The following is a 13,857-nucleotide window of genomic DNA, read 5'->3' as shown; positions in this document are numbered from 1 at the left end:
TCCTCCTTCCTGTCGAAATTTATCTGAAAAGGTTTTATAACAAATAAAGAAGTTCAACAGGAACTCTGTTGAACTTCTTTATTTGTTTACTCATTATCAACTCGCTTTAACGGTTGATCTGCTGGACCTTCAATAACGTCTCCCTCAATTGAAAAGCGGGAACCGTGACAAGGACAATCCCAAGTGCAATCACCATTATTCCACTCAACTTCGCAGCCGAGATGTGTACAAGTTGTATCGACAATATGTAATTTTCCTTCTTTGTCTTTATAAGCACCTGCCCGTTTCCCGTTAACATGTACGACAGATCCTTCACCAACTTCGAGATCTTCTGGCTTACGTAATGCGGTTTCAATCTTTCCTTCAATTAAATGTTTCGCAACATCAATGTTTTGGGAGAGGAACGTTTTTATATCTGGATTTGCATGAAAGCGTGAAGGTGCATAGAGTTCTTTATATGGACTGTGTACTTTTAGAATAGAATCCTTCAGTAAATGAGCGGCAGTAGTTCCAGTTGTCATTCCCCATTTACGATATCCAGTTGCAACAAATATATTTGGATTCCTTTCGTTAATATGTCCGATATAAGGGAGCTTATCTAGCGTGATTAAATCTTGTGCTGACCATCTATAAGGAGCCTCGTCTACCCCAAAAGTTGCTTCTGCAAAAGAATACAGTGCTTCATAATGAAGCATCGTGTTTATTCCTTGGCCTGTTTTATGACTTTCTCCGCCAATTAAAATTAATTTTTCACCATTGTTTGTTGTATAGCGTAAAGACCGTTTTGGATCATCAATACTTAAATACATACCACCTGGATAATCTGTTTTCGCTTTAATTGCAAGGGCATAAGAGCGTTCAGCATACATACGCGTAAAGAAAAAGCTATTTGCATCATAAAAAGGGAAATGTGAACAAGAAACAACATATTCACAAGTGATGCGATGGCCTTCCTTTGTAATGATTTGTGGAGAATCTCCTTTTTCCACATCCATAGCTGTTGTTTGTTCATAAACTTTTCCGCCCATTTCCACAAACTTTGCTAGAAGTGTTTTCAAATAAAGAAGGGGATGGAATTGTGCTTGGTTTTTCATGACAAGTGCAGATTGTACTGGAATTGGAATCGATAGAGATTGAACATAGTCACAAGGTATATTTAATTTTTGATAGGCTTCATATTCTTTCGATAAATTTCTTAATCCCTTATCGGTAGTTGTATATAAATATGAATCTTCATTTGAGAAATTACAGTCGATTTTATATGTTTGCACAGTTTCATTAATAAATTGTAGAGCATGATTATTTGATTCATAGTAAAGTCCGGCCTTTTCCATACCGAAATGATTTATTAATTCATCATAAATAAGATCATGTTGCGCTGTTATCTTTGCTGTTGTATGCCCAGTCGTCCCGTTTAAAATAAGACCAGAATCAATTAATACAACATCGATGCCTTCTTTTGCAAGTAAATAGGCAGTAGTAATACCTGTAATACCAGCACCGATAACAGCAACTTTTGTCTTTATATTTTCAGATAAAGGGGGAAAAGTAGGGAGTTGAGTAGATTCAATCCAATAAGATGATGGGAATTGTGGAAATGTATCGCTTGTCATTAAGGAAACCTCCTGATTTAGAACAATTTTCCTTTTAATATTTCCATATGAGATGAAATTCATGTGTGCTGTTTTAGAGGAAGGCTATTTTTATTTAAAAGAAAGATAAAATTATCTTAATATAATTGTTAGTTCTTGTTGGTATGAAGAGGTAGGAGTTGTGTAAAGCTAAATTTAGATGAGTGTGCTTGTTGTTTACACAGAGAGTTCTTGAATAAGATAGAGTCTATAGTATGTCGAGGTACGTATATGTATAATAGATGAAACCTTATAAAATATGTGTTTTTTCTTTATTGAAATAAAGTATAATTATAAAAATATAACCAACTTTTATTACTAGGTCATAAAACTTATTGACAATGTGGAATTTCTATTGATATGATTCATCATGTGGAAAGGTTGATAGAGAGTAAAAAGAGAAATGTTTTTCATTGATAATAAAAGCGAAAAATAAGTGACGATAGAGTGAGTATATTTTCCTTATACTAGATGCTTTTTTAATCACCTAGTAAAATCAATCTGGAAGCAAGAATTATATATGTAAGTTGCGCAAGGCGCGGCATAAGAAAGGGGCAAAAGGATGAAGGAGCTTCATACGTTTGGGTGGTATGCAGCACGTGTATCACCACATTTGCCGAAAAAAGCATTTAAACCAGTTCCTACTCGTTTATTTGGTGGGCTGGCTTATTTGCTTGTGGCATTGGCTGGTTTAATATCGATTGGTGTATTTGAATTGAATGTGTGGGCAAATCTAGGAATTGCGATTGTTCTTGGATTATGTTTTGCTTCACTTGGGTTTTTAGGGCATGAAATTCTACATGGAACTGTTGTGAGAAAGGCATGGCTTCGTGATTTCTTAGGCGCGATTGCATTTATGCCGCTATCAACAGGTCCTAAACTTTGGAGAAAGTGGCATAATGCAACGCATCACGTTCATACACAACATGAAGAGAATGATCCAGATGCATGGCCGACACTTGAGAAGCTTAAAAAGAGTAAATTTTTGAGTTGGGTATATCGCATGCCTCTTCATGTACGTTCATTCTTTAGTTTTCTGTCATTAACAATTCAATTTACATTGCATTCGACTCGAATGTTCTTTCATTTTATAAAAGAGTTTAAGTCATCCAATCAAAAGTCTGTATGGCTTCAACTTCTTTTGCCTTGGACTGTTTGGATTAGTTTATTGTTTATTATGGGACCTGGGAAATGGTTATTTGCATATGTGATTCCATTGTTAATTGCTAACTTTATTGTAATGGCATATATCGCAACAAATCACCGCTTAAATCCAATTGTTCCAGTGAATGATCCGTTAGCAAACTGTTTATCAGTAACAGTGCCGCGTTGGGTAGACGTTTTACATTTCAATTTCTCATATCATACAGAACACCATTTGTTCCCTGCTATGAGCTCTAAATACTATCCATTAGTAAAAGAGAAAATTAAAGAAATGTGGCCGGAACGCTATCATGAGATGCCGATGACAAAAGCTTTGGCAGCGCTATGGAATACACCACGTGTGTATTATCAAGGAAGTGAATTAGTGGATCCGCATAGAGAGCATTTCTATGGTTCTTTAGGAAATGGACTAGATCCTCATAATATTTCATATCGTGAGGAACATATAGAGGAAGAAGAGAGTATTAAAAAAATAAATCAGTAAAAATAGATATATGTTGCAGTGAAAAAGCAAGCCATCTCTGGCTTGCTTTTTCTTATAAAGAGACTTCTTTTTTCTTCTTTGCACTAACTTGAACTGAGTTTGTTTCTTTTCGCTGTAATCGTTTTTCTAAAAGATTAACAAGGTAAGTGAATAGGAGAACGAGCACGAGATAATATAAACCAACGATTATATATGTATCTAATTGTTGGAAGTTCCCTGCAGCGATTGATAAACCTGACCCCCATAATTCGGACAATCCTACGTAAGCAACAAGTGAAGAATCTTTTAATCCAATAATAAATTGATTTCCTAAAGGAGGAATAGATTGACGAAATGCTTGCGGTAATACAATACGTCGCATTGCTAAAGAATACGGCATCCCTAGAGAGCGAGCAGCTTCCATTTGTCCACGATCGACAGATTGGATAGAACCGCGGAAAATTTCAGTAATATATGCACCGTTATGGATTGCTAAAGCAATGGCTCCTGCCCAAAAAGGAGTAAAAACAACAACGGATGTAATTCCAAAATAGAGAATGGCAATTTGAACAATTAAAGGTGTACCACGAATAATGGCGATATATACATGAGCAATACTATTTAAAACTTTATTGTTAGAGATCCGAAAAAAAGCGAATAGTAATCCAATTAGTGAACCGAGTAATAGGGATGTTAGTGTTAATTGTAATGTGACAATAGTAGCTTTTAAGAGTGTGGGATAAGTAGACATAAAAATTTCAAACATATGTGTCACCTCATATTGTATGGATTTTGGTAGGGAATGAAATACCCCACTGATTAGTATCTCGCACCAATTTGGAGTTTTACTGCCCTTAAATAGTGGGATAAAAAGTGGGGCGTAATGGATGAAACTTTTGAATAACTAGTTTACTTCGTTTTTTCCTCCTCACCAAGAATATTACGACCAAACCATTTTTTACTAATCTTTTCATACGTACCATCTTTAATAATTTCATCTAAAGCTTTATTTACTTTCTCAACCATTTCTTTATCATCTTTACGAATAGCAATTCCCATTTCATCAAGGTTTAATGGTTTTCCAGCTTCTTTTATATTGGATTTACCTTCTTTGATCATACGTAAACCAACCATTTGATCTGTGATTACTGCGTCAATACGTCCAGGCTCTAAGTCCATAAGTGCAGTAATATCGCTATCGTATTCTGTAATTTGATCCGTATGTTTTGCAACAAGATCTTTAAAGGTACTAGCTTTTACAACACCAATTTTCTTACCTTTCAAATCTTCTGGAGAAGAGATAGATGTATTCTTTTTAGCTACAAAAATTTGGGCACCAGAACGATAATAAGGATTTGAGAAATTAACAGCTTTTAAACGTTCTTCTGTAATTGCCATACTGCCCAGTATTACATCATACTTTTTCGCTTTGAGACCTTGGATTAGCGTCTCCCATGGGTTTGTAATAGGAGTCGGTTTCATATTCATTTTTTTCGCAAGTGCCTCACCTATTTCCACATCAAAACCGACAAGCTTTCCGTCATTTTCTTTATAGTTAAAAGGTTTATATAAGCCACTCATCGCATAACGAAATTCTTTCTCACCATTTGAAGAAGTAGTAGAGCTTTCCTTACTACATGCTCCTAGTATGAAAGATGTACATAATGTAATACTCGCAACAATCGTCAATAGTTTTCTTTTCATAAAACCCCTCCTATATATTGATCATACGGATGGCTTTAAGTATGTTATTGAAATATTGTATTTAGATGATTAGTTGTGCACCGTATGAATGTATCTCTTTTCGTTTGAAACAGAAGTTACACTATAAAACGTTGCGTAAAAATTGTTTTGCTCGTTCATGTGATGGAGCTGAAAAGAATTGAGCTGGTGGAGCGTCCTCTACAATTTTTCCATCATCCATAAAAATGACGCGATCAGCTACATCTCTTGCGAAATTCATTTCATGAGTAACAATAACCATGGTCATTCCTTCTTCAGCAAGTTCTTTCATAACTTGCAATACTTCTCCAACAAGTTCAGGGTCTAAGGCTGAGGTAGGTTCATCAAATAGCATAATTTTAGGATTCATAGCAAGAGCTCGTGCAATAGCAATGCGCTGTTTTTGACCACCTGACAGGAGGTGGGGAGTTACATCTGCTTTATCTTGTAGGCCGACTTTTTGCAAAAGTTGATTTCCAATTTCCTTTGCATTTGCTGTTTCTAATTTTTTTACATGAATAGGTGCTTCTATGATGTTTTCTAGTGAGGTCATATGGGGAAAGAGGTTAAAGTGCTGAAACACCATACCGACATTTTCGCGGACTTTATTTAAATTTGAATGCTTTGGATCAATTCGTTCACCTTGTAAGTGAATTTCACCTTCATCGTACATTTCTAAAAAGTTAAGACAGCGAAGTAATGTACTTTTACCGGAACCACTGGCACCAATTAAAACAACAACTTCTTTTTCATTTACTTCTAAATCAATTCCCTTTAAAACATCAAGTGAGCCGAACGATTTTACTAGATTTCGAACCTGAATCATACAAAACCCCCAGTCAAAAATATATTTTACAAATGTTGCCCCTTATTTCTGTTATTAGTCATAAATTGTCAGAATCCTTTATTTTTTTTAGTGGATTTGATATTCAAGGAAATAATAATTTTTTAAATCCCTATATTCCTCTATAATGAAAATATGGATAATAATATATAGGTAGTACTTATATTACTTATAAAAAGGGGGAAAGAAGAGATGGAAAAAGAAAGGAAGACATTTTCCTTTGGCTTACGTACACAACTTATGCTATTCACTACAGTTTTAGCTTTAATTACATATTCAACAAGTATATTTTTTATTTATGTGATATATGATTATTTTCAAAGTTATGTAAGTCAAACTGCATATAATATTATCGTTATGTTATTAGGGGTAGTATGGTCTGGAATTTTAGCATATGGAGCAGCGGTATTTTTAATTAAACCGCTTCGAAAGTTAGAGGAGGCGGCGAGAAAAGCAGCTGAAGGAGATATTCGTGAAGATGTTCCATTACCAAAGACTGATGATGAAATTAAATCTTTAAGTGTTGCATTTAATATGATGCTAGGGAACTTAAGGGGCATGGTAAAAAATATTGATACAACATTTTCGTATACAAACAATCAAGTACAGCAAATTAGAAAACAAACAGGCGAAGCAACGAAACAAGCACAAGGTGTTTCTGAAACACTTGCAGAGATTTCTTCTGGAGCTGAGCAATCAGCGGCGTCCATTCAGGCAATTGTTTCTGCTGTTGATACCACAACTTCTATTGCAAGTGAAGTAGAAGAGAAAGCGAAACAGTCTGATGAGTTGTCTTCAGAAATGGTTCAAGCTTTAGGGCATAGTACTCGTGTCTTTACGTCTTTAATTCAAGGTATTCAAACATTGGCGAAAGAAAATGAAGATTCAATGCAAAATGTACAGAAGTTAGAGGAAAGAATGAAACAAGTAGAACACATTGTATCTGTAGTGAGTGAGATTGCTAGCCAAACGAATTTATTAGCACTAAATGCTTCTATTGAGGCTGCTCGTGCAGGAGAGCATGGAAGAGGCTTTGCGGTTGTTGCGGAAGAAGTGCGGAAACTTGCTGATGAAAGTGATCATTCTGCAAGAAACATATCGCAGTTATTACGAAATATGCAAGAGGAAGTACAACAAGTTGCAATGAAAATGACAGAACAAGTGAAAATAGCTAAAGAAGAGGCGAGACGTGGGGAAGCTACGGAATTAATTTTAAAAGAAATGTCATCAAGTGTTATGGAAGTAGCGGATGCAACGAAGCAAATTAGTGGTTATATGAATGAACAAGTGAGCCACATTCATCAAACAGGAGCACAAACAAAGGCCGTAGCAGCAATTGCTGAAGAAACGTCAGCTGGTTCACAAGAAGTAGCACGTGTGACGTTGCAACAATCTAAAAATATGGTAGTAATTGATCAATTATTAAAGGATTTAGAGCAACAAGCAGCGGACTTGAAACAAACAATTGAACGATTTTCAATGTAAAAGAGAAGAACAGAATACTGTTCTTCTCTTTTTTTAGCTAGATTTAATATCTATAGTTAAAAGATATAAACTATGAACGTTTCCGCAACATTCTTTTCTGTCCCTTTCGGATGAAAATTATAGCGAGCTATAATATTAAAAGGGGTGTCTTTTATGAAAAAAGAAAAAAGACAACGATTAATTAAACAATTTGTAAAAGAGTATGAAATAGAGAAACAAGAAAGATTAGTAGAATTGTTAGCAAAAAAGGATGTATTAGTAACACAAGCTACAGTTTCTCGAGATATTCGTGAGTTAAACTTAACGAAGGTACCTTCTCAAGAAGGATTGATGATATATAAAATTTTCTCAGAAGAACATTTACAAACTGATATAAAGTTAAAGAAAAAATTACGAGAGGTTGTTGTGAAAATTGATTGTGTAGAACAATTAATGGTTATTAAAACATTACCTGGAAATGCACATGTTATTGGTGTTTTATTTGATGAGTTAGATTGGAAAGAAAAAATAGGATGTATATGTGGAAATGATACATGCCTTATAATTTCTCAGTCGAAATCAGATAGGGAGATTTTAGAAGAAAGGTTAAATTTAATTATTTAGATGCAAAATCCTGTTTTTAATTTTTATTAAAAACAGGATTTTTTTGTAAATACGGAAGTTAAATATGCAATATATATGTGTAATATATGTATTTTTTTATTAAAAAATCGGGATGGATTGTTATAAAAATACAAATTAATATGATTTTAAAAAAATAACTTGTTTAATATTTCACAATGATAATGTGGATGATTTCACAAAGGTGAAAGCGCGTAGCATTTATTATGTACTTGTAAGACATCAAACATATTTAAAAGGAGGTACAACAAATGAAGCATCCGATACATGTTACTTCAGAAATTGGGGAATTACAAACGGTTTTATTAAAACGACCGGGTAAAGAAGTGGAAAACTTAACACCAGATTATTTGCAGCAATTATTATTTGACGATATTCCATATTTACCAATTATTCAAAAAGAGCATGATTACTTTGCACAAACGTTACGCAATCGGGGTGTTGAAGTTCTTTATTTAGAAAAACTAGCCGCTGAGGCGTTAGTAGATAAAAAACTTCGAGAAGAATTTGTTGATCGTATTTTAAAAGAAGGCCAGGCCGACGTAAATGTTGCACATCAAACTTTAAAAGAATATTTACTTTCCTTTTCAAATGAAGAATTAATTCAAAAAATTATGGGCGGTGTACGGAAAAACGAAATTGAAACAAGTAAGAAGACACATTTATATGAATTAATGGAAGATCACTATCCGTTTTACTTAGACCCAATGCCTAATTTATATTTTACTCGAGATCCAGCAGCTAGCGTGGGTGATGGCTTAACGATAAATAAGATGAGAGAACCAGCGCGTAGACGTGAATCATTATTCATGGAGTACATCATTAAATATCATCCAAGATTTGCAAAACATAATGTACCAATCTGGTTAGATCGTGATTATAAATTTCCAATTGAAGGTGGCGATGAGCTAATTTTAAATGAAGAAACAATTGCGATTGGAGTATCTGCTCGTACTTCAGCTAAAGCAATTGAACGTTTAGCTAAAAATCTCTTTAGTCGACAAAATAAAATTAAGAAAGTATTAGCAATAGAAATTCCAAAATGCCGGGCATTTATGCATTTAGATACAGTATTTACAATGGTTGATTATGACAAGTTTACAATTCATCCAGCTATTCAAGGGCCAAAAGGGAATATGAATATTTATATTTTAGAAAAAGGATCAGATGAGGAAACCCTCAAAATTACACATCGTACTTCTTTAATGGAAGCATTAAAAGAGGTATTAGACTTAAGTGAATTAGTTCTTATTCCATGTGGAGGAGGAGATGTAATTGCTTCTGCTCGTGAACAATGGAATGATGGCTCGAATACATTAGCAATCGCGCCAGGTGTAGTTGTTACATATGATCGAAACTATGTATCCAATACGTTATTAAGGGAACACGGAATAGAAGTGATTGAGGTACTAAGTTCGGAATTATCTCGTGGTCGTGGGGGTCCACGTTGTATGAGTATGCCAATTGTTCGTAAAGATATTTAGTATAAATAACGGAGAAAGTAGGGATGAAGTATGTTAATGACTAGACCAAACTTAAAAGGAAGAAGCTTTCTAGCAGAAAAAGATTTTACACAAGAAGAATTGTTATATTTTCTAGATTTGGCAGCAGAATTAAAAGAGAAAAAGAAAAATGGTATCCCGCATCATTATTTAGAAGGTAAAAATGTAGCGCTCTTATTTGAAAAAACTTCTACTCGTACGCGTTGTGCATTTACAGTAGCATGTACAGATTTAGGAGCGAATCCTGAATATTTAGGGAAAGGTGATATTCAGCTTGGGAAAAAAGAATCTGTAGAGGATACAGCAAAAGTGTTAGGGCGTATGTTTGACGGAATTGAGTTTCGTGGATTTAATCATGAAACTGTAGAATCTTTAGCACAAAATTCTGGTGTGCCAGTTTGGAATGGATTAACAGATATGTGGCATCCAACACAAACATTAGCAGATTTATTAACTATTAGGGAACATGTAGGGAAATTAAAAAATGTGAAGCTTGTTTACGTTGGAGATGGACGAAATAATGTTGCTAATAGTTTACTAGTTGGTGGAGCAATCGTTGGAATGGATGTACGTATTTGTACACCGGAATCTTTATGGCCTGCACAAGAAGTAATTGATTTAGCAAAAAAATATAATGAACAAGTAATGATAACAAGTAATGTGGAAGAAGCTGTTGCGAGTGCAGATGTAATTTATACAGATGTATGGGTGTCTATGGGGGAAGAAGAAAAATTTGCTGAACGTGTCGAGTTATTGAAACCTTATCAAGTAAATATGAAAATGATTAAAGAAACAGGGAATAAAAACGTGATTTTCTTACATTGTTTACCTGCATTTCATGATGTTGAAACGATGTATGGCGAAGAAGTTTATGAGAAATATGGGTTAAAAGAAATGGAGGTAACTGACGAAGTATTCCGCAGTAAACATTCAAAAGTATTTGATCAAGCTGAAAATAGAATGCATACAATTAAAGCGGTTATGGCAGCTACTTTAGGGAACATGGAGTAAAGAAGAAAGGGAGTTTTCCTTTCTTCTTTCTCCTCCTTTAGACACTATCATTCACTATTGCTTTTGTATTGTTATTGCAATTTAAGAGAGGTGAGTGGAATGGGTGAAGATAAGAAATTAGGGTTGTTTACATTAACGGCTCTTGTAGTTGGGTCTATGATTGGCGGTGGAGCCTTTAATTTAGCGAGTGATATGGCAAAAGGTGCTGGTGCTGGAGCCATTATTATTGGCTGGGTTATAACAGGAATTGGGATGATTGCACTTGGATTATCTTTTCAAAATCTAACTGTAAAACGGCCAGATTTAGATGGTGGTATTTTTAGCTATGCAAAAGCAGGGTTTGGTAATTTTATGGGATTTAATAGTGCGTGGGGATACTGGCTATCTGCTTGGCTTGGGAATGTAGCTTACGGTACATTATTGTTTTCTTCATTAGGATATTTCTTCTCAATCTTTGAAGGCGGGCAAAATGTAGCGTCCATTATTGGTGCAAGCGTATTATTATGGTGTGTTCACATGTTAATTTTACGTGGAGTTCAATCAGCAGCACTTGTGAATTTAGTAACTACAATCGCAAAATTAGTACCTGTATTTGTATTTATTGTCATAGGAATCTTCGCGTTTCATATTGACACGTTCTTAGATGGATTTTGGGGGCAAACTGGTTCTTTTTCATGGGAAGCAGTTGGCAGCCAAGTTAAAAGTACGATGCTTGTAACTTTATGGGTATTTATTGGGGTAGAAGGAGCTGTTGTTTTATCAAGTCGAGCAAAAAATAGAAGTGATGTAGGGAAAGCAACGGTTATTGGCTTAATTGGTACACTCATCATTTACATTTTAATCACATTATTGTCTCTTGGACTTATGCAACAAGCAGATATTGCAGGTCTGAAAAATCCGGCTATGGCTTATTTATTTGAAAGTGTTGTTGGAAAATGGGGTGCTATCTTTATTAATTTAGGTTTAGTCATCTCTGTATTAGGTGCTTGGTTAGGTTGGACTTTGCTCGCTTCTGAAATTCCATATTTAGCGGCTAAAGATGGAGTATTTCCAAAATGGTTCGCAAAAGAAAATAAAAATAAAGCTCCAGTAAATTCATTATGGATAACAAATGGTTTAATTCAAATGTTCTTGTTAACATTTGTCGTTTCTGATCAGGCTTATAACTTTGCATTTTCTTTAGCATCTTCAGCTATTTTAATCCCATATGCTTTTTCAGCATTTTATCAACTGAAGCATAGCTTAAAGTCTGAAGGAGCAGATCGAAATAAAAATATAATAATTGGCTTAATAGCAAGTATTTATGGTGTGTGGTTAGTTTATGCAGCTGGTTTAGAGTATTTATTATTAACAATGACTTTATATGCGCCAGGTATTTTTATTTTTTACAATGTTCAAAAGCAAAAGAGTTCGAAGAAAATATTTACTCGAGTGGAATTAGCATCATCCGTAGCAATTGGTGCTTTAGCATTCTTTGCGATTTATGGATTAATTACAGGCAGTATTACTTTATAAAGCGCTGTGAAAGCGAAATCAACAGGAGGGCTGGAATATGGCACGAAGAAAAATTGTAGTTGCACTAGGGGGAAATGCGATACAGTCTGGAGAAGCTACTGCGGGAGCGCAGCAAGAAGCGTTGGAAAAAACGGCAGAACAACTTGTGAAAATAATGGAAAATGATGTAGATATAGTAATTGCGCATGGAAATGGCCCACAAGTGGGGAATATTTTATTACAGCAAAAAGCTGCAGAAACGGAAAAGACACCTGCAATGCCATTAGATACTTGTGGAGCAATGAGCCAAGGAATGATTGGATATTGGATGGAAAATGCAATTGAAAAGGCATTGAAAAAACGGAATATAAAAAAAGACGTGGCAACGGTTATAACACGCGTTGTTGTGGATAAAAAAGATGAGGCATTTAGTAATCCAACTAAACCGATTGGCCCTTTTTATACAGAAAAAGAAGCCAGAAGGTTAATGGAAGAAACAAAAGCAGTGTTTAAAGAAGATGCTGGTAGAGGGTGGAGACGTGTTGTTCCATCACCAAAACCTGTAAGTATTCATGAACATAAAGTGATTAATTCTTTGGTCGAAGATGGAAATATAGTGATAGCTGTTGGCGGTGGTGGAATTCCAGTAATTGATTCTGAAGAAGGGCTAAAAGGAACTGAAGCGGTTATCGATAAAGATTTCGCTGCGCAAAAATTAGCTGAATTAGTAGATGCAGATACGCTCGTAATTTTAACTGCAGTTGATCATGTATATGTAAATTATAATCAACCGAATCAAAAAAAATTAGAACATGTTACAGTGAATAAATTAGAAGAATACATTGAGCAACAGCAATTTGCTGCGGGAAGTATGCTTCCAAAAATTGAAGCTGCTATTAATTTTGTTAATACAAATCCAAAACGAAAAACAATTATTACGTCTTTAGAAAAAGTATATGAAGCATTAGAAGAAAAAGCTGGTACTATTATTTCAAAACAGAGTGTATGCATGTATGTTTAAATAGTTATGTACGCTAATTATTAGCAAAAAAGAATGAGGTTAGTAACTTCATTCTTTTTATTTATTAATATTTTTGTACGCATTGTTCATAAAGTTTTCACGATGAAATCTAAATATGTAAGTTCATTATGATAAAATTCAACTTGAATACGCTTTCTTGATTTTTCGCTCCAACATACAGCAAGAGAGAGGGAATTTTATGAATAGACGGAACGTAGTTAAAGATTTAAAGCAGTTTGAATTATTTACTCATTTAACAGAAAAAAAATTGAAAGGTTTGACGGAGTTTGTCTATTGGCGAACGTATAAAAAGGGTCAATTTTTATTTTTAGAAGGGGATTCAAGAGAAAGAATTTACTTCATGTTAGATGGATTTGTAAAGTTAGAGCGGGTAAATCAAAGTGGGAATTTGTTATATGATGACTATGTAAAGAGGTATTCTATTTTTCCTTATGGTGGTATGTTTACAGACAGAGGATATAACTATACGGCAGAAGCGATGACAGATGTAGAGGTCTATTATATTCCGACAGTAATTTTTGAAGATATGGTGAAATCTAGTAGGACACAATTAATGTATGTTGTGCGGCAATTATCATCGATATTAAAACTAAACGAAAATCGAGTACAAAATATTACAATTTCTAATGCACAAGATCGGGTCATTCAAACATTAAATTATTTAATGCAGGATTTAGGAGAACAGAGTGGTGAAACGATTGTAATTTCCTGCCCACTTACAACAATTGAAATATCGAAAATATCTGGTACATCTCGAGAGACGGTCAGTAGCGTATTAAAACAATTAAAAAATGATAGCATTGTTACAATTTTAGATAAAAAAATTACAATACATAATCCAACATATTTTGAAGAAATCTCTATGTAAAAATTGCATA

Annotated in this window: 11 protein-coding genes and 2 pseudogenes; 9 read left to right on the top strand and 4 right to left on the bottom strand. The window is 34.5% G+C overall.

Annotated features, from left to right (window positions below; genetic code table 11):
* Window positions 1-86: 86 nt before the first annotated feature.
* A complete protein-coding gene (locus tag AC0L0O_RS25680) occupies window positions 87-1,613 on the bottom strand; it encodes an FAD-dependent oxidoreductase (RefSeq protein ID WP_000199963.1) in 1,527 nt (508 codons plus the stop codon).
* Between the two features lie 580 nt (window positions 1,614-2,193).
* Here AC0L0O_RS25680 and desB point away from each other — a divergent pair.
* Entirely contained in the window at window positions 2,194-3,279 is a 1,086-nt protein-coding gene (gene desB, locus AC0L0O_RS25675; protein WP_000661224.1) for a Delta(10) desaturase DesB, read from the top strand.
* 52 nt (window positions 3,280-3,331) lie between these two features.
* On the opposite strand, the gene AC0L0O_RS25670 is transcribed toward desB, so the two are convergent.
* The 3 genes from AC0L0O_RS25670 to AC0L0O_RS25660 all read right to left on the bottom strand — a co-directional run bounded on the left by AC0L0O_RS25670 (window position 3,332) and on the right by AC0L0O_RS25660 (window position 5,806).
* Window positions 3,332-4,024, bottom strand: coding sequence for an amino acid ABC transporter permease (locus tag AC0L0O_RS25670; RefSeq protein ID WP_000461612.1), 693 nt, complete (start codon window positions 4,022-4,024; stop codon window positions 3,332-3,334).
* Between the two features lie 143 nt (window positions 4,025-4,167).
* Window positions 4,168-4,962, bottom strand: a complete 795-nt coding sequence (locus tag AC0L0O_RS25665; protein ID WP_000823759.1) for an ABC transporter substrate-binding protein — start codon at window positions 4,960-4,962, stop codon at window positions 4,168-4,170.
* 121 nt (window positions 4,963-5,083) lie between these two features.
* Window positions 5,084-5,806 carry an amino acid ABC transporter ATP-binding protein gene (locus AC0L0O_RS25660; RefSeq protein ID WP_000616938.1) on the bottom strand — a complete coding sequence of 241 codons (723 nt, stop codon included), beginning with the start codon at window positions 5,804-5,806 and terminating at the stop codon, window positions 5,084-5,086.
* Between the two features lie 210 nt (window positions 5,807-6,016).
* Between AC0L0O_RS25660 and AC0L0O_RS25655 the strand changes: the two are divergent.
* The 8 genes and pseudogenes from AC0L0O_RS25655 to AC0L0O_RS25620 form a co-directional block, all read left to right on the top strand.
* Window positions 6,017-6,367: pseudogene (locus AC0L0O_RS25655) on the top strand (HAMP domain-containing protein); the annotation flags it as partial.
* Window positions 6,368-6,736: 369 nt separating this feature from the next.
* A pseudogene (locus AC0L0O_RS25650) lies at window positions 6,737-7,309 on the top strand (methyl-accepting chemotaxis protein); the annotation flags it as partial.
* A 153-nt stretch (window positions 7,310-7,462) separates the two neighbouring features.
* Window positions 7,463-7,912, top strand: a complete 450-nt coding sequence (argR, locus tag AC0L0O_RS25645; protein WP_000711842.1) for an arginine repressor — start codon at window positions 7,463-7,465, stop codon at window positions 7,910-7,912.
* Window positions 7,913-8,181: 269 nt separating this feature from the next.
* On the top strand, window positions 8,182-9,414 hold the full coding sequence (gene arcA / locus AC0L0O_RS25640; RefSeq protein ID WP_075396343.1) for an arginine deiminase: 1,233 nt from the start codon (window positions 8,182-8,184) through the stop codon (window positions 9,412-9,414).
* Window positions 9,415-9,444: 30 nt separating this feature from the next.
* A complete protein-coding gene (gene argF, locus AC0L0O_RS25635) occupies window positions 9,445-10,443 on the top strand; it encodes an ornithine carbamoyltransferase (protein ID WP_000930297.1) in 999 nt (332 codons plus the stop codon).
* Between the two features lie 99 nt (window positions 10,444-10,542).
* On the top strand, window positions 10,543-11,958 hold the full coding sequence (arcD, locus tag AC0L0O_RS25630) for an arginine-ornithine antiporter (RefSeq protein WP_000503416.1): 1,416 nt from the start codon (window positions 10,543-10,545) through the stop codon (window positions 11,956-11,958).
* Between the two features lie 37 nt (window positions 11,959-11,995).
* On the top strand, window positions 11,996-12,958 hold the full coding sequence (gene arcC, locus AC0L0O_RS25625) for a carbamate kinase (protein ID WP_000113949.1): 963 nt from the start codon (window positions 11,996-11,998) through the stop codon (window positions 12,956-12,958).
* Between the two features lie 199 nt (window positions 12,959-13,157).
* Complete coding sequence (locus AC0L0O_RS25620; RefSeq protein WP_001081915.1) at window positions 13,158-13,847, top strand: Crp/Fnr family transcriptional regulator; 690 nt, start codon at window positions 13,158-13,160, stop codon at window positions 13,845-13,847.
* Window positions 13,848-13,857: the final 10 nt, after the last annotated feature.

Source organism: Bacillus sp. GS3m_15504 (assembly GCF_055825275.1).
This window is presented reverse-complemented; position numbering and strand designations above follow the sequence as displayed.